At 65.4% G+C, this 18,058-nt stretch carries 15 protein-coding genes and 5 pseudogenes; 13 read left to right on the forward strand and 7 right to left on the reverse strand.

Annotated features, from left to right (window positions below; genetic code table 11):
- Window positions 1–109 precede the first annotated feature (109 nt).
- Both hemN and ABIF91_RS25150 read left to right on the forward strand, forming a co-directional pair.
- On the forward strand, window positions 110–1,462 hold the full coding sequence (gene hemN / locus ABIF91_RS25145) for an oxygen-independent coproporphyrinogen III oxidase (RefSeq protein ID WP_028178638.1): 1,353 nt from the start codon (window positions 110–112) through the stop codon (window positions 1,460–1,462).
- A gap of 125 nt (window positions 1,463–1,587) precedes the next feature.
- Window positions 1,588–1,785: a DUF1858 domain-containing protein gene (locus ABIF91_RS25150; protein WP_028178637.1), complete on the forward strand. Its 198-nt coding sequence runs from the start codon at window positions 1,588–1,590 to the stop codon at window positions 1,783–1,785.
- 108 nt (window positions 1,786–1,893) lie between these two features.
- Here the strand turns inward: ABIF91_RS25150 and ABIF91_RS25155 are convergent, their stop codons facing one another.
- The gene (locus tag ABIF91_RS25155) at window positions 1,894–2,604 is read right to left on the reverse strand and encodes a Crp/Fnr family transcriptional regulator (protein WP_028178636.1); all 711 of its coding nucleotides are present in this window, start codon (window positions 2,602–2,604) and stop codon (window positions 1,894–1,896) included.
- Window positions 2,605–2,733: 129 nt separating this feature from the next.
- Between ABIF91_RS25155 and ABIF91_RS25160 the strand changes: the two genes are divergently transcribed.
- Window positions 2,734–3,945, forward strand: a complete 1,212-nt coding sequence (locus ABIF91_RS25160) for an NnrS family protein (RefSeq protein ID WP_028178635.1) — start codon at window positions 2,734–2,736, stop codon at window positions 3,943–3,945.
- A 2-nt stretch (window positions 3,946–3,947) separates the two neighbouring features.
- Here the strand turns inward: ABIF91_RS25160 and ABIF91_RS25165 are convergent.
- A pseudogene (locus tag ABIF91_RS25165) lies at window positions 3,948–4,965 on the reverse strand (AraC family transcriptional regulator).
- 204 nt (window positions 4,966–5,169) lie between these two features.
- On the opposite strand from ABIF91_RS25165, the pseudogene ABIF91_RS25170 reads away from it, so the two are divergent.
- Together ABIF91_RS25170 and ABIF91_RS25175 are read left to right on the forward strand one after the other, a co-directional pair.
- Window positions 5,170–5,791, forward strand: a pseudogene (locus ABIF91_RS25170) (response regulator transcription factor).
- A 174-nt stretch (window positions 5,792–5,965) separates the two neighbouring features.
- The gene (locus ABIF91_RS25175) at window positions 5,966–7,642 is read left to right on the forward strand and encodes a mucoidy inhibitor MuiA family protein (protein WP_028178633.1); all 1,677 of its coding nucleotides are present in this window, start codon (window positions 5,966–5,968) and stop codon (window positions 7,640–7,642) included.
- A 169-nt stretch (window positions 7,643–7,811) separates the two neighbouring features.
- Here ABIF91_RS25175 and ABIF91_RS25180 read toward each other — a convergent pair whose 3' ends face one another.
- Genes ABIF91_RS25180 through ABIF91_RS25195 form a run of 4 tightly spaced genes read right to left on the reverse strand, consistent with a single transcriptional unit; the run spans window position 7,812 to window position 10,857 of the window.
- Window positions 7,812–8,612 carry a heme ABC transporter ATP-binding protein gene (locus ABIF91_RS25180; RefSeq protein ID WP_028178632.1) on the reverse strand — a complete coding sequence of 267 codons (801 nt, stop codon included), beginning with the start codon at window positions 8,610–8,612 and terminating at the stop codon, window positions 7,812–7,814.
- Window positions 8,609–9,694: a FecCD family ABC transporter permease gene (locus ABIF91_RS25185; protein ID WP_028178631.1), complete on the reverse strand. Its 1,086-nt coding sequence runs from the start codon at window positions 9,692–9,694 to the stop codon at window positions 8,609–8,611. Before ABIF91_RS25185 ends, ABIF91_RS25180 begins: the two co-directional genes overlap by 4 nt.
- Window positions 9,691–10,644 (reverse strand): heme/hemin ABC transporter substrate-binding protein, encoded by a 954-nt coding sequence (locus ABIF91_RS25190; RefSeq protein ID WP_028178630.1) that lies wholly within the window; start codon window positions 10,642–10,644, stop codon window positions 9,691–9,693. Before ABIF91_RS25190 ends, ABIF91_RS25185 begins: the two co-directional genes overlap by 4 nt.
- 6 nt (window positions 10,645–10,650) lie before the next feature.
- Entirely contained in the window at window positions 10,651–10,857 is a 207-nt protein-coding gene (locus ABIF91_RS25195) for a hemin uptake protein HemP (RefSeq protein WP_028178629.1), read from the reverse strand.
- Window positions 10,858–11,119: 262 nt separating this feature from the next.
- Here ABIF91_RS25195 and ABIF91_RS25200 point away from each other — a divergent pair, with 262 nt between their 5' ends.
- From ABIF91_RS25200 to ABIF91_RS25235, 8 genes and pseudogenes are all read left to right on the forward strand, one after another.
- Window positions 11,120–12,856, forward strand: a complete 1,737-nt coding sequence (locus tag ABIF91_RS25200) for a TonB-dependent hemoglobin/transferrin/lactoferrin family receptor (protein ID WP_245285455.1) — start codon at window positions 11,120–11,122, stop codon at window positions 12,854–12,856.
- A gap of 96 nt (window positions 12,857–12,952) precedes the next feature.
- Window positions 12,953–14,221 (forward strand): IS256 family transposase, encoded by a 1,269-nt coding sequence (locus ABIF91_RS25205; RefSeq protein ID WP_038952271.1) that lies wholly within the window; start codon window positions 12,953–12,955, stop codon window positions 14,219–14,221.
- A gap of 31 nt (window positions 14,222–14,252) precedes the next feature.
- Window positions 14,253–14,879 (forward strand): annotated as a pseudogene (locus ABIF91_RS25210) (TonB-dependent receptor domain-containing protein); the annotation flags it as partial.
- A 98-nt stretch (window positions 14,880–14,977) separates the two neighbouring features.
- Window positions 14,978–15,313, forward strand: coding sequence for an antibiotic biosynthesis monooxygenase family protein (locus ABIF91_RS25215; protein ID WP_028182336.1), 336 nt, complete (start codon window positions 14,978–14,980; stop codon window positions 15,311–15,313).
- Between the two features lie 30 nt (window positions 15,314–15,343).
- Entirely contained in the window at window positions 15,344–15,859 is a 516-nt protein-coding gene (hutX, locus tag ABIF91_RS25220) for a heme utilization cystosolic carrier protein HutX (protein ID WP_028182335.1), read from the forward strand.
- A 27-nt stretch (window positions 15,860–15,886) separates the two neighbouring features.
- Window positions 15,887–16,663: a tonB-system energizer ExbB gene (gene exbB / locus ABIF91_RS25225; protein ID WP_284282697.1), complete on the forward strand. Its 777-nt coding sequence runs from the start codon at window positions 15,887–15,889 to the stop codon at window positions 16,661–16,663.
- A 3-nt stretch (window positions 16,664–16,666) separates the two neighbouring features.
- Window positions 16,667–16,936, forward strand: a pseudogene (locus ABIF91_RS25230) (biopolymer transporter ExbD); the annotation flags it as partial.
- Between the two features lie 97 nt (window positions 16,937–17,033).
- A pseudogene (locus ABIF91_RS25235) lies at window positions 17,034–17,177 on the forward strand (IS256 family transposase); the annotation flags it as partial.
- Between the two features lie 126 nt (window positions 17,178–17,303).
- Here the strand turns inward: ABIF91_RS25235 and istB are convergent.
- Window positions 17,304–18,056, reverse strand: coding sequence for an IS21-like element helper ATPase IstB (gene istB, locus ABIF91_RS25240; RefSeq protein ID WP_038943657.1), 753 nt, complete (start codon window positions 18,054–18,056; stop codon window positions 17,304–17,306).
- Window positions 18,057–18,058 lie beyond the last annotated feature (2 nt).

Raw genomic sequence — 18,058 nt, forward strand, 5'->3', positions numbered from 1 at the left:
GCGCTTTGCGCGAGCGCAAAGTCGTTTCCGCGCATCCGGGTTAATTAACACGCATTCCGTGATTTGCCGTGATGTCTGCGCGCGGCGGAAATTTACGAATGGATAAGACATGAGAGCTGATCTTGCGGCGGTCTATGGCGAGGAACGTCTGCCACGCTACACGAGCTATCCGACCGCGCCGCACTTTTCGCCCGCGATCGGTCCAGACACCTATGCTCGGTGGCTGGCGGAACTGCCGGCGGGCGCCAGCGCGTCGCTTTATCTGCACGTGCCTTTCTGCCGGGAGATGTGCTGGTACTGCGGCTGCCATACCCAGATCGTCCGCCGCGACGATCTCGTCGCCGGCTATCAGCGGACCCTGCGCAGCGAGATCGCGCTAGCCGCCGAAACCATCGGCCGCCGCATCAAGGTCGAGCACATCCATTTCGGTGGCGGCACGCCGACGATCATGGCGCCGGAGGCTTTCGCCGAGTTGATGGCGACGCTGCGCCAGAAATTCTTCGTGCTGCCTTCGGCCGAAATCGCAGTCGAGATCGATCCCCGCACATTGTCCGGCGACATGGTCGAGGCCATGCGGCTCTCCGGCGTCAACCGCGCCAGCCTTGGCGTGCAGAGCTTCGATCCCGTGGTGCAGAGGGCGATCAACCGCGTGCAGAGCTTCGAGCAGACCGCGTCCGTGGTCAACAGGCTTCGCGGCGCGGGCATCGAGGGAATCAATTTCGACCTGATCTACGGCTTGCCGCACCAGACCGTCGCGTCGTGCCTGGACACCGTGCGGCGCAGCCTCGCGCTCGCGCCCAACCGCTTCTCGGTGTTCGGCTATGCTCATGTACCTGATTTCAAGAAGCACCAGCGCATGATCAACGAGGCCGTGCTGCCCGACGGCCTTGCGCGCCACGACCAGGCCTGCGCGATCGCGAATGCCCTGAAGGAGGCCGGTTACGTGCAGATCGGGCTCGATCATTTCGCACGGCCCGACGATTCCATGGCGGTGGCGTTCGAGCAGCGGACGCTGCGGCGCAATTTTCAAGGCTACACCACCGACAAGAGTGAAGTCCTGCTCGGCTTCGGCGCGAGCGCGATCGGACATCTGCCGCAGGGCTATGTCCAGAACGAGGTGCAGATCGGCGCCTATGCCCGAAGCATCGCCGCCGGCCGCTTCGCCACCGCGAAAGGCTACGGGCTCACCGACGACGACCGGTTGCGCGCCGACATCATTGAACGCATCATGTGCGAGTTCGGTGCCGATCTCGGCGACATCTGTGCCCGTCATGGCGCAGAGGCCGGCGCGATGCTGAGATCGGCGGCCCGGCTGAAGCCGCTGATCTCCGACGGCGTCGTGCGATTGGACGGCGACCGGCTCGCCGTCGCCAAGGATTCGCGCTTCCTGGTCCGCAGCGTTGCCGCCGCATTCGATGCGCATCTGGATCCCGGCAAGCAACTGCACAGCCGGGCGGTTTAGCTTGGTCATTCGGGGCTTGCCACGCGCGAGTCCCGGAGTGACGGCGGCGGAACTGGCAACAGCTTGCGCTTCGACAAAGAGGCTTCCGCTCGCTCCGCTATCGTCAATTCGGAACGGAGTTGTCCATGCCCTTCGGATCCGACGATCTGGTCGATGACATCATGTGCACGGCGCCGCACACGATCCGCGTGTTTCTCGCCTTCAGGATGGCCTGCGTCGGCTGTCCTATCGCGACCTTCCACACCGTGGATGATGCCTGCCGCGAACATGGCATCGAGCGCGATAAATTCCTCGCTGCATTGAGCGATTGCGTGTCGGCGTGAAACGGTCTGGAATCGCGCGGGCGCGCGCGTTCCTGAAGGAGGGAGCGCTTTCGCCGTAAGCGGAAGCGCCCCTCATCCCCGTCAGCGGAGGCATCCCGGCGTCGGCTCTCACGCCGCGCCGCTGTCGGCATTCCGCTCGGCCAACACGACGATCTTGTGCGGCTCGCGCAGGATGATGCGCTGGCGGCCGCTCTCGACGAGGCCTTGGCTCTCCCAGCCGCTCAGGATGCGGCTGACGGTGTGCAGCGTGGTGCCCGTCATCTGCGCGATGTCCTGGCGGCTGATCGGGAAGTCGATCTCGATGCCGTGGTCGAGTTTCTTGCCGGACTGCTTGGCGAGGCGCAGCAGCGCGTGCGCAATGCGTTGCTCGACCTGCTGGGTGGACATTTCCAGGATGCGGGTGTGACTCTCCTGAAGCCGGGTGCCGACGGTCTGGAGCGTGTTGGCGGCAAGCGCAGGAAACCGCTCGACCAACCGCGGCCAGGCCGAGGTCGGCCAGATCAGCACCACGCTGTCATCGACCGCCATCGCCGTCGCCGGATAGCGCGCGGCTCCGATCGCCATCGCGAGCCCGAATGTTTCGCCGGGCGCGACATAGCGTACCACAATCTGCTCACCGGTCGGCGTGGTCTTGGCCGCGCGGACATGACCGTGCAACAGCAGGAAGAAGGATTGCGCGTCGGCCCCCTGCTCGAAGATGGCACTATTCTTGGAAAAGCGGGCCGAGCGGGCCTCACGCAGGATCTCGTCCAGAGCTTCCGGCGTCATCCCCGCGAACAGCGGCAAATGCGCAACCAGCGATGTGTCGACCTTGGCCATTCTGCCTCCTTGGCGCTCGGGAGTGTGATGGCACCTGCAATCGTCCTGGTGTTTGCGGTAGCGCAAAACGGGCCGGTCGGGTGGCGGTATTTTTCCAAACAACGATCTGGATTTATTGGAGTTGATGCCATGGCTGGCGCCCGATCCCGTAACTTTGCGGGCTGGCCGTTGTTCGCGAACAGCTTTCGGCCCTTTTTTCTGCTCGCCGCGATCCAGGCGGCGCTGTCGATCCTGGCCTGGCTGCCGATCTTCTATGGCGAATTGTCCGTGAGTTCCGCATTCGGGCCACGTGACTGGCACATCCACGAGATGCTCTACGGCTTCCTGCCCGCTGTCATCACCGGGTTCCTGTTCACGGCAATCCCGAACTGGACGGGGCGGCTGCCGATCCAGGGCAGGCCGCTGGGGGCGCTGCTGATGGTCTGGCTCGCCGGGCGCATCGTTGTGACGATGTCGGCCGATGTCGGCTGGGCGTTTGCGCTGATCGTCGATGCCGCCTTCCTGGCATTGGTCGTCGCCGCCGCGATGCGCGAGATCATCGCTGGCGGCAACTGGCGCAACCTGCCCGTGGTGGGGCTGGTGCTCGTTCTGCTCGCCGGCAACATTGCCTTTCATGTCGAAACGCACGACCAGGGCGCGGCCGATGTCAGCATCCGCGTCGGCATCAGCGTGGTCATTCTGCTGATTGCGTTGATCGGCGGCCGCATCATCCCAAGCTTCACCCGCAACTGGCTGGTCAAGTTCAATCCCGGCAGACTGCCCGTGCCGTTCGGACGCTTCGACGGCGCCGTGATCGGATGTAGTGCGCTCGCGCTCGTCTCATGGATCGTGGCGCCGTCGAATGCCGTCACCGGAATTGTGATGGCACTTGTCGGCGGGCTGCACTTGGTGCGGCTTGCGCGCTGGGCCGGCGATCGCACCTTCCGCGAGCGGCTGCTCGTGATCCTGCATGTCGGCTACGTCTTCGTGCCGTTCGGTTTCATCCTGCATGCGCTCGCGGTTCTCGGTGTGCTGCCGCCAAGCGCCGGCATCCACGCCTGGATGGCAGGTGCGGCGGGAACCATGACGCTCGCGGTAATGACCCGCGCGAGCCTCGGCCACACCGGACAGGCGTTGACGGCTTCGCCGGCGATACAGGGAATCTATGCTGCGATCATCGTCGCGGCTCTGGCTCGGGTCGCTGCCGTCGTGTTGCCCGCGCATGGCGATGTGTTGCTGCACATCGCCGCCTGCGGCTGGATCGCCGCTTTCCTCGGATTTGCCATTGCGTTCGGTCCGCTGCTCGCCGGCAGCCGGTGGCGTGGCCTCGCCACGATGGGCGTGCCCGCTCCCGCACGCTGAACTCAAGCTGCAGTCGCCGTGGGCGGTGCCGTCACGGGCCGGACGCCCTTGCGCCATTCGGTGATGGTGCAGCCGAACCGGCTGCGGAACCAGCGCGCCATGGCACTCTGCGCGGAAAAGCCAAGCTGCATCGCGATGTCAGCCAGCGGCCGGCCGGGGTCGTCGATCAGCTGGATCACGAGATCGGCGCGTTGCGCGTCCAGGATGGCCGAGAAGCTGGTGCCCGATGCTGCGAGACGGCGGTGGATGGTGCGGCGGGTACAGGCGAGATGCTCGGCGACGCGCTCGACCGTGCAGTCGCCGCCGGCAAGGAGGAGACGTACGACCTCGTCGACCTTCTGCTCCCAGCTTGCGGGCCGTGTTTCGATCGTCTCGATCCGTTTGCGCAGATAGCTCGCGATCAGCGGATGCGCGTTCGGGATCCGGCGTTCCATGTCGTGCGCGGACAGCACGATCGCGTCATCCCTCGCGTTGAAGATCACGCGGCAGCCGAAGAACTCGCGATAGCGCTTGCGATCACGAGGCGGCGGATGATGCAGGTGCACTTCCTGCGGCCGCCAGTCATGCCCGAACAGCGACTGGATGATGCGGTGGACGCTGCCGAGCGCCACGTCGATCGACTGCCGCGGCGCGCTCGGTTTCCGGCCGCGCAGACGCATCGTGATGGTCACGGTCTGCTTGCTGCGCGCAACGTCCAGCCGCATGCCATCATGATGGATATGGATGAAGCGCGAGAACGCATCGATCGCCTCACCGACGGTCGCTTGCTCGCGCACGATCAAGCCGACCGTGCCGAAATCGGTCAGGCCGCCGCGCTCGGCGAGACGCAGGCCGAAATCTTCGGCGCCGGACGCCTCCGCGGACAATTCGAGCAGACGGCGCAGGCCGGCGACGGCAATGGGCGTGTCGGGCTTGTCGAGGCAGCCTGGCCTTGCGCATCATCTGCCTGGGGTCGAGCCCGACCGACCGGGCGACCTCCGGATAGTAAGTCAGGCTCGAGCTGCGAATGAGATCGGTCATGCGAACCGTTCCTGCCAGCTGTTCCCGCGGATGTCCCGAAATGTAAAATTTCTGTCCCGGTCCGTCAAATCCAGGAACCGTGCGGAACATACATAGGGGAAACCGAAGCACGGGCGTGAATGCCGTGTTTACGACGGTGCGGCAGGGCGATGGAGCCCGCTACCGTCTCGGGCCCTTTGACCAAGACATTGCTGGATCGGAATCATGCCGGGAAACATGCTTTCCAAGGGCGGAGATATTCGTCATCGACACCGACGCTGCCTCCCCCGAACAACTTTCGACCGCGCTCCAGCAGAACGCCTACGAGGTGATCTGTTTCGCCGACGATGCATCCCTCTTGTCCGCCGCGAGGGCGCGGATGCCGGCCTGCGTGCTGCTGGAGCTGCCGCCTGATCGGTCCGGCCTCGACCTGCTCAAGCGGCTGCGCGGGGAGAACTGCATGGCGCCCGTGCTGGTGATTTCGGCGAACGGCAGCATTGCCATGGCCGTTGACGCCATCAAGAGCGGAGCGGCCGACTTCATCGAAAAACCGTTCCGGACCCACGACATCGTCGGCCGGATCGATGCCGCCATCGACGAATTTGCGCAACCCGGCGCGAGCCGGCGACGCTGGCTGACAGGTTGCGAGCCCTTGACCGCGCGCGAGGGCGACGTGCTCGAGCATCTCGCCGCCGGCCTCACCAACAAGGAGATCGCCCGGCGGATGCATCTGAGCGCGCGGACTGTCGAGGGCTACCGCGCCAGCATCCTGAAGAAGGCCGGCGCCCGCAACGTGACCGATCTGCTCCGGCGCATCTTCGGCCAGGGTTCGCCCACGCAGGCCTGAGGCTCCGCCGAGGCCGCGCGCCGATGCGTTCTGCGGCCATGCTGCTGCCGCGGCTGCGCCCCAAGGAAACCCCAATCGAACCAGTTCCTTCCCGGCCGCGTCTCATCACGATGGCGAGGCATTTCATCGCGCGCGTCCGGCTGGCGGCGCGGCGATACCGGCAGGAGGGACTTCATGCGCATCACCGCGAAATGGTTGGCAACCACGAGCCTGGTCCTGGTGACCGCGGCTATCGCATGGCCGTCATGGGCGGCCAACGTGGACGCCAATTCGGCGATCGACACGGTCACCGTCTATCCCGACGGCGCCACCGTCACCCGCGTCATTTCGTTGGATCTCGCCTCCGGGGACTCGACGCTGGTCGCCAAGGATTTTCCGCTCTCGCTCGATCCGTCGTCCCTCCGCGTCGAAGGCGAGGCGGGCGCCAAGCTCACCATCGGCACGATCGACGCGCGGCCGCCGAGGGCGGCGCAGCCAGCCAACCTCCCCGAGTTCGACAAGCGCATCGAAGCGCTGAGAGATCAGCGGGCCGATCTGCAAGGTGCGATCGACTCTGCCGACGCCCGGCGTAAATTTGCGCAGCATTTTGCCGAAGCCTCCCCGGCCGGCCTCGGCGAGAAGGGCGAGGCGCGGCCGATCACCGAATGGCGCGCGGCTTTTGCAGCGGTTGCCGAGGAGATCGCGATCGCCGACACCGCAATCCGCGAAGCCACCCGAAAACAGCGCGAGATCGACCGACAGATCGCGCAATTGGAAGCCGAGCGCTCGGCCAAGCCGCCGAACAAGCTGGAAGTGCGGATCGACGTCGCCTCGGCGGCTGCGACCAAAGCGACATTGCGGGTGACCTACGCCGTGCGCAACGCGCGCTGGGTGCCGCTCTACGACGCCCGGCTCGATACCGGCGCCAAGGATCGCAAGCCGCAGCTCGAACTCGTCCGCCGCGCCGAGGTCACGCAGTCGACCGGCGAGGACTGGTCGAACGTGACGCTCGGCGTCTCCACAGTCCGCATTGGCCGCGGCGGCAGCGCGCCGGAGCTGAACTCGCTGGTCGCGCAATATCCGCAAGTGCCGAAGCCCCTTGCACTCGGCAGCGCCTCGGACCTGGCGCGGCCCGCGCCCACCGCGCGCCAGCGTTCGGCGCAGTTCGAGCCCATGTCCAAGGTCGCAGAGGCGACCGAGCGCGCCGACGAGCAACAGGCCGTCGCCGAGATCGGCGATTTCCAGGCCACGTTCAAAATTCCCGGCCGCGTCAGCCTCGGCGCCGCCGAGGGCGCCAAGAGCCTGCGCATTGCTTCCATGACCGTGCCCGCCGATCTCGCGGTTCGCGCGGCACCGGTGATCGATCCGACCGCCTTCCTCGAAGCCAGCTTCAAGCAGACCGACGATGCCAGTCTGTTGCCGGGCAAGGTCGCGATCTACCGCGACGGCACCTTCGTCGGCCGTGGCAAGATCACGGCGTCCGCCAAGGACGACATCGTGCGGCTCGGCTTCGGCGCCGACGACAAGGTCAGAATCGAGCGCGCCGTGCTCAAGCGCAACGAGGGCTCGGCCGGCTTGCTCGTGACGACATCCAAGACCGACGAGCGTTCGTTCAAGACCACGATCCGCAACGGCCATGATTTCCCGATCAAGGTCGCGATCGAGGATCAGCTGCCGGTCAGCGAGAACGAGGACATCGTCGTCGAGATGCTGCCCTCGAGCACCCAGCCGACCGCGAGCAACATCCGCGACAGGCGCGGCGTGCTGGAATGGTCGTTCGATGCCAGGCCGGGCGAGGTCAAGGACATCAACTTCGCCTGGCGCGTCCGCTGGCCCAAGGACAAGAGCATGGTGATCGTGCCGGCGGGGTAGGGAGCAGTCGCGCCGCAAAGAAGGTGCGCCCCCTCTCCCGCTTGCGGGAGAGGGCTGGGGTGAGGGCTCTTTCCTCTGGGGGAGTCTTCGTTGTTGAGACACCCTCTCCCCAACCCTCCCCCGCAAGCGGTGGATGGGGGCGCACCATCTTCGCGGGTTTGACTGCGGGCTAGATTCCAGTCTCAACCGCCCGCATCGATTGCGGCAGCACGTAAGGCACGCCATCGGCCTGATGGACCACAGCGTCGATCTCGAAAATATCGCGGATGATCTCGCGTGTGACAATCTCCGCGCGCGGCCCATCGGCGACGAGCCGGCCGCCATTCAGCACGATCAGCCGGCCGGCGAAGCGGATCGCGAGATTGAGATCGTGCAGGATCGCGATGACGGCGGTGCCGGCCGCCGCACGGCGGCGCGCCGCTTCGACGAGGTCGATCTGGTGGCGCAGATCGAGGCTCGAGGTCGGCTCGTCCAGCAGCAAAAGCCCGGGGCCATGCTCGGCCTCGCCGCAGGCGAGTTGCACCAGCACGCGGGCGAAATGGGCGCGCTGCTGCTCGCCGCCTGACAGCGTCGGCAATTGCCGTTCGCGGAAATGTGCGAGGCCGACCTCGTCCAGCGCCGCATCGACGAGTGGACCGGCTTCACGAAGGCTGCGCTCACCCGCGCCCATCAGAACGATCTCCTCGACCGTGAACGGGAAGGTGACGTTGATGTGCTGGGACAGCATCGCGCGCCGCGCGGCAAGCTCGCGCGGCGCGAAGCTGCCGATGTCGCGCTGCTTCAGGCGCACCTCGCCTGCGCTCGGGCGAAGATCGCCGGAGAGCAGCCGCAGCAGTGTCGACTTGCCGGCGCCGTTCGGGCCGATGACGGCGACCATCTCGCCCGCCGCAACCGTCAGGCCGACGCCATCGAGCAGCGTCGCGCGGCCGGCGCGTCTGCCTAGCGCTCGTGCCTCGATCACCGCGTTCATAGCGAGGCGAGTCCGCGCTGTCGCAGCAGGATGAAGAGAAAGACGGGAGCGCCGACGGCGGCGGTCAGGATGCCGATCGGCATCTCCGCCGGCGCCACGATGGTGCGCGCCAGCGTGTCGGCGCCGACCATCAGGATGGCGCCGAGCAGCACCGAGGCCGGCAGCAGCAGGCGATGCGCCGGCCCGATCACGAGGCGGAGCAGATGCGGCACGACGATGCCGACGAAGCCGATGACGCCGCAGATCGACACCGCGACGCCGGTCATGGCGGAGACCATGACGATCGAGATCCGCTTCAGGCGTTCGACGTCGACCCCGCCGTGGAACGCGTCGGCCTCGCCGAGCACCAGCAGATCGAGGCCGCGCGCGATCAAGGCGCAGGCGGCCAGCCCGATGACGAGGACCGGCGCGAGCAGGGCGCTCTTGGTCCAGGTCGCGCCGCTCATCGAGCCGAGCATCCAGAACGTGATGTCGCGGAGCTGGCGGTCGTCGGCGATGAACACCAGCAGGCCGATGCCGGCATTGGCGATGGCGGAGATGGCGACGCCGGCGAGCAGGAAGATCGCGATCGAGGTCCGCCCCGATCGGCTGGAGATGCCGTAAAGGATCGCGGTGGTCGCCAGCGATCCCGCGAAGGCCGCGAGCGGCAACAGCTCGGTCTGGAGAAAGCGCAGCGCCTCGCCGAAGCGCGAATCCGTGAAGACGATCGCGCTTGCGGCTGCGAGCGCGCCGCCACTGGAGACGCCGACCAGGGCGGGATCGGCGAGCGGATTGCGAAACAGCCCCTGCATGATCGCGCCGGCCGCGGCAAGCAGGCCACCGACCATCGCGGCTGCCGCGATCCGTGGAATGCGGATCGACCACAGCACGAGCTGGTCGCGAGCCGTCATGGCAGTGCTTTCACCGGCAAGGCCCAGCGCGGCAGGCAGCCGGGAGAGAGGGATGCCGGCGGCGCCGACGGTCAGCGCGACGATCGCCGTCACCGCGAGCACCGCGATCAGGACAGGAATCGCGAAGGATGCGGACCGCCGTCTCGCGCTTCGTCGCGGGCTCGGTGCTTCGATCCCGACCGCCACGCTCATTGCCGGCAATTCGCCGCCGACAGGGCCGACGTGAACGCGCCGCCCTGGTCGGCCAACGCCGGATAGAGCTTGACGGAGAGATCGCGCGCCGCCGCCGCCGTTCGCGGCCCGAAGCCGAGCAGATAGAGCCCGTCCATGGTGATGAAGCTCTTGTTGGCCGCGACCGGCGTGAGCGCAAAACCAGGATGGGCATAGACCGCGTCGGCCTGGAGCGACTCCTTGCCGCGCTCGATCGACAGCACAAATTCGGGCCTGGCCGCCACGATCGCCTCGTCGCCGATGATCTTGTAGCCGTCGTAATCGTCCACCGCATTGGTCGCGCCCGCGAGCTGGATGATCGCGTCGGCTGCGGTCTTGTGGCCGGCCACCATCGCCCGCCCGTTCTGAAGCGACATCACGAACATCACGCGCACCGGCTTCGTCACCCTGGCGCGCAGTGCGCGGAGTTGCGCAAGATCGGCGCCGACGGCGGCGCTGAGACACTCGGCACGCGCGTCGACGCCCATGGCGTGGCCGACCAGCCTTATCTTATCGATCAGGCCTTCCTCGGAGAAGGTCTCGGGCACCAGCACCAGCGGCACCTTCGCCGTCTCCAGGATCTCCATGGTCTCGTGCGGGCCCGAGCCCTGGATCGCCAGGATCAGAGTGGGGTTGAGGCCGAGCACGCCTTCAGCCGAGATCTGGCGCATGTAGCCGACATTGGGCTTGTCGCGCAGTGCCGCCGGCGGATAGAGGCTCGTCGTATCGACGCCGACCAGCCGGCTCTCCAGCCCGAGCGCATAGAGGATCTCGGTGATGGCGCCGCCGATCGAGACGGTGCGCGCGAAGTCGTTCACCGCGACCTCGCGATTACGCGCGTCATGCACGGTGATGCCGGCCGCGTGCGCGGCAGATGCGAGCGCGATCGTGCCGGAGAGCAGGAGATTGGCGAGAGTGCGACAAAATGCCATTGCGTTTCACTTCGTCAGGATCAGCTTGTTCTGCGAGGTCAGGCGCAGGCGATAGCTGTCCTCGCCATGCGCGATGATGATCTCGCGCTCAGCCGCAAACAGCTCGCGGCTGTCGATCCGGCTCCCTCGCATGGTGAGGGTTCTCGTTGCGGCAGAAGGGCGTCCTGTCGGACCCGCCGCGCCGCCGCCGCTGTCTCCGGATGATGCTGACATTGTCGTTGTGGTGCGCCTTCGAAATTTCAGATCTAGCTTGTCCTGTATAAGCGGCGCGAGGCGCATTCCAACGGCCCCAATTTACAATCGATATAAACTGCAATCAGTTGTCATTGACCGTCAGAGTGTTGCCACGTTACCAATTGTGGCAGCGGGGTGACGTCCCCTCGGTTTGAGAAGATCAGCCAGCCAGTCGTTCGCGTTGCGAACGCGCGCCAGCCAAAGACTCCAAAATTAAAGCGAAGTGCAGGCTGGGGCTGATATGGCTGACGGGGCTAGGTATTCGCGCGCCCTGATCTTGGGCGCGTCGGTGGTTTCAATTGCAGCATTGGTGACGGAGAGCAGTCTCGCGCAGACCGCATCGCCGCAAGCCGAAAGTGCCTCGTCGGAGCGGCCGAAGCAGGCAAAGCGCAAGCCGGCCAAGCCGCAGGCGGCGCAGCAGGCAACGCCCGACGTCATGAATGCGCACGCGCAAGCGGGCGGTACGGCACCGGTGCAGACGCTCGATACCATCACGGTCGCCGCGACCAAGACCCCGGAGCGGGCGATCGATGCGCTCGCGCCCGTCAGCTCGATTTCGCTGGACAAGATCCAGGGGCTTCAGCCGAACCGGCTGTCGGACATCTTCTACGCCATTCCCGGCGTGTCGTTTCAGGAGCGCGGCGACGATCCTGCGACCGTCATCAACATTCGCGGCTTGCAGGATTTCGGGCGCGTCGCGGTCGTCGTCGATGGCGCGCGGCAGAACTACCAGCGCACCGGCCACAACGCCAACGGCTCTTTCTTCCTCGATCCCGAACTGATCGGCGGGGTCGACGTCGTGCGCGGACCGACCGCCAACATCTACGGCTCCGGCGCGATCGGCGGCCTAGTCTCGTTCCGCACCAAGGACATCAACGACGTGCTGCGCCCCGGCGAGCGCTGGGGCGTCGATCTCTCGGGCTCCTACGGCTCCAACAACAATCGCGGCCTCGGCTCGGTGTTCGGCGGCGTGCGCGCCACGCCCGACGTCGATATCTTCGGCGGCGCGGTCTACCGCACGCAAGGCAATTACAAGGACGGCAACGGCACCGAGATCGGCAACACCGGCAACCAGGTCGAGGCCGGGTTGATGAAGCTCACGGTGCGGCCGGCTCTCGGTCACGAGGTCAAGTTCGGCGCCGTCTTCCAGGACTATCAATACGATATCGGCCAGTTCAACCGCGGTCCGGTGATAACGGCAGCACAGCGCGCGCTCTATCAGGGCTCGTCGGTCTACGCTTCCGATGCGAAGAACTACACCGGGACCATCACCTGGAACTATTCGCTGCCGAGCGACAATCTGTTCGACTGGCACATGTCGATCTACGGCAATCGCGTCGACAACGACCAGACCAAGACCTATCACTATTCCACGTCCGGCGGCGCCTATTGCGGGACGGGCAATTTCGGCAACAACATTTCGGGCTGTGTCGGCGACAAGCGCGGCTATGTCCTCGATACCTACGGCATCGACGTCAACAACACCACGCGATTCAACGTGGGCGACTGGCGCAACGCCGTCACCTGGGGCATCGACGCCTTCCAGGACGACGTGATCACGACCGACAGCCGCGGCAATTCCAACATCACGACGCCGAGCGGCATTCGCACCGTGTCGGGCGGTTTCCTTCAGCTGAAGCAGAACTACGGCACCTGGTTCGAGGCGGTGAGCGCGATCCGCTATGACCGCTACGACCTCGATGCCGGCAGGACCAGCGCCGGCGGCGACCGCTTCTCGCCGAAGATCACGCTTGGCGTCACGCCGGTTCCGGGCTTCCAGCCCTATGTCAGCTATGCCGAGGGCTATCGCGCGCCGTCGATCACCGAGACCGTGATCTCGGGCGCGCATGCGACCGGTGGCGGACCGGCCTTCTTTCCCTGTCCAGACGGCACCGTCGGCCTGTTCTGCTTCCTGCCCAACCCGAACCTTCGTCCCGAGGTCGGCAAGAACAAGGAAGTCGGCATCAACCTGAAGTAGAGCTATGGCGGAATCTGGGTGATGACGGTGTGAGGAAGGCGGCGTATCGAGGCGGGTGACGAGCCTGCCAGAACCTCTCGAGGAGAGCGATACGCCATGACCGAGACTACCAATGTTCTTGCTTTCCGTCAGCCGTCCGCGGTTGATGATCCACTGACCGATATCGTTCGTGCCGGCGCGCGGGACCTGCTTGCCAGGGCGATCGAGATCGAGGTTGGCGCGTTTCTGGCCAGCACGGCCAATCTGACGCTGCCCGACGGTCGAGCGCGCCTGGTCCGACATGGGCACGGTCCGGTGCGCGAGATTGCGACCGGCATCGGTCCGGTGGAGGTCGCTCGTCCCAAGGTCCGCGACCGCGGAGCGAGCGGGCCAGGCGACCGCCTCCGCTTCAGTTCGGCAATCCTGCCGCTATGGGCGCGGCGGACGAAGAGCCTGGATGCCTTGATCCCGGTCCTCTATTTGCGCGGCATCTCGACCGGCGACTTCCAGGAGGCGCTCTCGGCGCTGCTCGGCAAGGATGCGCCGAACCTGTCGCCTTCGGTGATCGCCGGCCTGAAGGCCGATTGGCAGGTCGAGTACGAACGCTGGCAGAGACGCGATCTGTCGGCGCGTCGCTATGTCTACATCTGGGCCGATGGCGTGTACCTGCAGGCCCGCATGGAAGATCACAGCGAATGCATGCTGGTGCTGATTGGCACCACGCCGGAAGGCAAGAAGGAGCTGATCGGCTTCCAGGTCGGCGTGCGCGAGAGCGCGCAGAGCTGGCGCGAACTCCTGATCGACCTGCGGCAACGCGGGTTACGGATTGCCCCGCAACTCGCCATCGGCGACGGCGCCCTCGGCTTCTGGAAGGCACTGGACGAGGCCTTTCCCGGCACGCGGCACCAACGATGCTGGTGCCATAAAGTGAGCAACGTACTCGACAAGGTCGCCAAATCCGTGCAGGGCCCCATGAAGAACGACCTGCGGAACATCTATCTGGCCCCACACCGGGCCGAAGCTGAAACCGCGATCGACGTCTTCGTCGAGAAATACCACGTCAAATACGGACGTGCGGTGGAGTGCCTGATCAAGGATCGCCATGCGCTGCTCGCCTTCTTCGACTTCCCTGCTGAGCACTGGATCCACCTACGCAGCTCGAACCCGATCGAGAGCGTCTTCGCCACGGTGCGCCACCGAACGGTGCGGACCAAGGGATCGCTGTCGCAACAAACTGCGAAGCTGATGGTGTTCAAGCTCATCGACGCCGCATCGAAGACCTGGCGGCGATTGAAGAGCACGAACCAGTTGCCGAAAGTCATCGCCGGTGTAAAGTTCATCGACGGAATCGAAGTCATTCCGAACACTGAAAGCCACGCCGCCTGATCAGGCCGCGTCACCCAAAATCAGCCATAGCTCCCTGAAGTACGACAACATCTTCAGCGCCAACGACTCGTTCCGCGGCAAGATCAATCTCTTCCGCAACGATGTCAGCGACTACATCGACCTCGTCGCTTCGGCGCCGGTCGCGGTACCGCCGTTCGGTTCGTACAGCCAGTACTACCAATACCAGAACATCGCCAATGCCCGCATCGAGGGCTTCGAGGCGGAGACGATGTACGATGCCGGCAGCTGGTTCATCGGCGTCTCGGGGCGCTACATCAAGGGCAAGAACGTCCAGACCAATATCGGGCTTGCGACCATCACCCCGACCAAGGTCGTCACCACCGGCGGCGTCCGCCTGCTCGATCGCACCCTGATCCTGTCGGCGCAGTGGGCGTCGTACGGCCCCAACAACGACGTGCCGGCCAACTATATTCGCTCGACCGGCTACGATCTCGTCAATCTGTACCTGACCTACAATGCGACGAGGGACATCGTGATCTCGGCGTCGATCGACAATCTCTTGAACCAGTACTACCGGCCTTATGCCATTCCCGGCAGCTCGACCGACGGCACGTCGCAGAACGACGTGCTGTGGTCGAGCCCGGGTCCGGGCAGAGTCTACAAGGCCGGAATGAAGATCCACTTTGGAGGTGCGTAAGCCGACCGGCCCCGCAGCTCCACAACCTCCGCCGGGCCGCGCTGATGCTCCAGCGCGGCTTCGGCGCGTTTTCGTCTTGACAGCAAGGAGAGATCTTTATGTTCATCGCTATGAATCGCTTTCAGGTGAAGCCCGGCTCGGAAGCCGCGTTCGAAACTGTCTGGCGGACGCGCGAGTCCTATCTCGGCAGCATGGCGGGTTTCGTCGAATTCCATCTGCTCAAGGGGCCGGTTGCCGAGGACCACACGCTGTATTCCTCGCACACGGTGTGGATCGACAAGGCGGCCTTCGAGGCCTGGACCCGCTCGGAGGAATTCCGCCGCGCTCATGCGCGCGCCGACAACAAGACCGGCGAGAGCCTTTATCTCGGTCATCCCAAGTTCGAAGGGTTCGAGGTCATCATGACCGAGCGCAAGGCGAGCGCGGCCGCCTAGATCGCGGCCGATCACGAAAGGGGGCCGGACATGCCGAGCACCGATCTCGCCGATCTCAAGGCGTATATGGCGGACAATCCCGGCGCGGTGATCGAAGACGTCGCGCGCGAGCGCAAGGTCACCCCGCGCGCGGTGATCGAGGCGCTGCCGTCTGCCATGATGCGCATCGGGGGCGGAGGGCACTTTGCTGCCGTCATGCAGGACATTGCGGAATGGGGCGAGGTCACGCTGATCGTGCACACGGATGATGCGATCTTCGAGTTCACGGGACCAATTCCCGCCGGCGAGATCGGCCGCGGCTATTTCAACCTGATGCAGCCGAAGGGCCTGCACGGCCATCTCCGCCACGAGCGGTGCGCGGCCGTTGCCTTCATCGAGCGCCCCTTCATGGGCAAGTCGTCCGCCTTCGTCGCCTTCGTCAACGCCGATGGCGGCATCATGTTCAAGGTGTTTGTCGGCCGGGACGAAACCCGGGCGCTACGCGGAGACCAGTTGGCGCGGTTTCGGCAACTTGCGGACCGGATCGCGGGCGCCCCAGAGGCCTAGCTCGTTTCAACCTGACGGGAGATCGGGATGCAGTGCAATTCCAGGCTTCGGCATGCAATCCTAGCCATCGCGCTGGTGCTCGCGCCGGCACCGGCCTTCGCGATCGACGAAGCCCTGTTGCCGCGCAATCTGTCGCCCTGGGGCATGTTCGTCAGCGCCGACATCATCGTGAAGACGGTGATGGTTGGGCTCGCCATCGCCTCGCTGGCGACGTGGACGGTGTGGCTCGCCAAGACCATCGAGCTGCGCCGCAAGGGCTCGCTCGCCCTGCAGCGCACGCGCGCCCTCGAGGGCAACATGACGCTGGCCGAGGCATCCGCAAGGGCTGGCGACGCGCGCGACGCGGTCGCCCAGCTCATCCAGTCCTGCGCCAGGGAGGCCGAGCTCTCCGGCGGCATTCTCGACGACGGCCTGCAGGAGCGGGTGGCGCTGCGGCTGGAGCGGGTCGAGGCTGCGATGTCGCGGCAGATCGCGCGCGGCACCGGCGTGCTCGCGACCATCGGCGCCACCGCGCCGTTCGTCGGCCTGTTCGGCACCGTCTGGGGCATCATGAATTCCTTCATCGGCATCTCCGAGAGCCACACCACCAGTCTTGCAGTCGTCGCGCCGGGCATTGCGGAAGCGTTGCTCGCGACCGCGCTCGGTCTCGTCGCCGCGATTCCGGCGGTCGTGATCTACAATCATCTCGTCCGCGGCATTGCCAATTACCGCGCCCTGCTCGGCGACGCCTCGGCGCAGCTCATGCTGCTGGTCAGCCGCCAACGCGACCACGGCCATCTCCGCCTGGCGCGGGCTGCGGAGTAGGCCATGGCCACCAAGCTCGGCGCACGCTCGCCATCGCTGCTCACGCGCGGCGAGCCCAGCGATCTCGACGTCACCCACGAGATCAATGTCACGCCGTTCATCGACGTGATGCTGGTGCTCCTGATCATCTTCATGGTGGCGGCTCCGCTTGCCACCGTCGACATCGGCGTCGATCTGCCGGCCACCGCGGCCGAACCGGCGCCGCGGCCCGACAAGCCGGTCTTCGTCACCGTCAAGCCGGATCTTTCGATCGCGGTGGGTGAGGATATCGTGGAGCTATGGCGGAATCTGGGTGATGACGGTGTGAGGAAGGCGGCGTATCGAGGCGGGTGACGAGCCTGCCAGAACCTCTCGAGGAGAGCGATACGCCATGACCGAGACTACCAATGTTCTTGCTTTCCGTCAGCCGTCCGCGGTTGATGATCCACTGACCGATATCGTTCGTGCCGGCGCGCGGGACCTGCTTGCCAGGGCGATCGAGATCGAGGTTGGCGCGTTTCTGGCCAGCACGGCTGTGGATTCCAACGAAGCCGGCCATGCATTCCAATTCGAAGCCGGCCGGGTATTCCGATCTGAAGCCGGCCACCCGTGGCGTCGTTCGCATGGGTCAATTTCATGATGTCGTCGAGGGCTGGGAAGGTCAAGAGACCGGTTGATCTTGAGCGGGTTGCTTCTGCTTCCTGAGGCTCTCTCCTTTGAGTTCGATGCGGTAGGCATTGTGGACGAGGCGATCGAGGATCGCGTCGGCGATGGTGGGGTTTCCGATGATTTCGTACCAGCGATCGACGGGCAGCTGGCTGGTGACGATGATCGAACGGGCTTCGTATCGATCCTCGACGATTTCGAGCAAATCACGGCGCTGGTCGGCGTCGAGAGGTTCTGGTCCCCAGTCGTCCAGGATCAGCAGATCAAGTCGTGCGATCGCCCGCAGCATCCTGGTATAGCGTCCGTCGGCGCGTCCCAGTGCGAGAGCGGCGAACAGACGCGGGACGCGATGGTAGGCAACGGCGAAGTCGTCCCGGCAGGCCTTGTGGCCGAGGGCGCAAGCAAGCCAACTCTTGCCGACGCCGCATGGCCCAGTGACGAGGAGATTATGCCTCGCTCGGATCCAGTCGCCGGCGGCGAGTTTTAGAAAGAGCGTGCGGTCGAGCCCGCGGATGGCACGGTAGTCGACATCCTCGACGCAAGCGGCATGACGTAGCTTGGCGGCGCGAGCTCTGCTCTCAAACCGCTTTTGCTGTCGCTGCGTTTTCTCCTGTTCCAGGAGCAGGGCCAGCCATTCGGCATGTTCGAGGCTGCGTGCTTCGGGCTGGGCATCAAGCTCCTTGAAGCCTTTGGCCATGCCGTGGAGACCGAGATTTTGCAGCAGGTCGAGCGTGGGATGGGTCAGCATGC

The organism is Bradyrhizobium sp. USDA 241 (genome assembly GCF_049739505.1).
Taxonomy (GTDB): domain Bacteria; phylum Pseudomonadota; class Alphaproteobacteria; order Rhizobiales; family Xanthobacteraceae; genus Bradyrhizobium; species Bradyrhizobium liaoningense.

Bases quoted from the DNA above. Each gene is read 5' to 3' on its own strand.
- ABIF91_RS25190 (WP_028178630.1), bottom strand. From the start codon at position 10,644: ATGGCATTTTGTCGCACTCTCGCCAATCTCCTGCTCTCCGGCACGATC.
- ABIF91_RS25180 (WP_028178632.1), bottom strand. From the start codon at position 8,612: ATGAACGCGGTGATCGAGGCACGAGCGCTAGGCAGACGCGCCGGCCGC.
- ABIF91_RS25205 (WP_038952271.1), top strand. From the start codon at position 12,953: ATGACCGAGACTACCAATGTTCTTGCTTTCCGTCAGCCGTCCGCGGTT.
- ABIF91_RS25185 (WP_028178631.1), bottom strand. From the start codon at position 9,694: ATGAGCGTGGCGGTCGGGATCGAAGCACCGAGCCCGCGACGAAGCGCG.
- ABIF91_RS25150 (WP_028178637.1), top strand. From the start codon at position 1,588: ATGCCCTTCGGATCCGACGATCTGGTCGATGACATCATGTGCACGGCG.
- ABIF91_RS25160 (WP_028178635.1), top strand. From the start codon at position 2,734: ATGGCTGGCGCCCGATCCCGTAACTTTGCGGGCTGGCCGTTGTTCGCG.
- ABIF91_RS25155 (WP_028178636.1), bottom strand. From the start codon at position 2,604: ATGGCCAAGGTCGACACATCGCTGGTTGCGCATTTGCCGCTGTTCGCG.
- hemN (WP_028178638.1), top strand. From the start codon at position 110: ATGAGAGCTGATCTTGCGGCGGTCTATGGCGAGGAACGTCTGCCACGC.
- istB (WP_038943657.1), bottom strand. From the start codon at position 18,056: ATGCTGACCCATCCCACGCTCGACCTGCTGCAAAATCTCGGTCTCCAC.
- ABIF91_RS25175 (WP_028178633.1), top strand. From the start codon at position 5,966: ATGCGCATCACCGCGAAATGGTTGGCAACCACGAGCCTGGTCCTGGTG.
- ABIF91_RS25200 (WP_245285455.1), top strand. From the start codon at position 11,120: ATGGCTGACGGGGCTAGGTATTCGCGCGCCCTGATCTTGGGCGCGTCG.
- hutX (WP_028182335.1), top strand. From the start codon at position 15,344: ATGCCGAGCACCGATCTCGCCGATCTCAAGGCGTATATGGCGGACAAT.
- ABIF91_RS25215 (WP_028182336.1), top strand. From the start codon at position 14,978: ATGTTCATCGCTATGAATCGCTTTCAGGTGAAGCCCGGCTCGGAAGCC.
- exbB (WP_284282697.1), top strand. From the start codon at position 15,887: ATGCAGTGCAATTCCAGGCTTCGGCATGCAATCCTAGCCATCGCGCTG.
- ABIF91_RS25195 (WP_028178629.1), bottom strand. From the start codon at position 10,857: ATGTCAGCATCATCCGGAGACAGCGGCGGCGGCGCGGCGGGTCCGACA.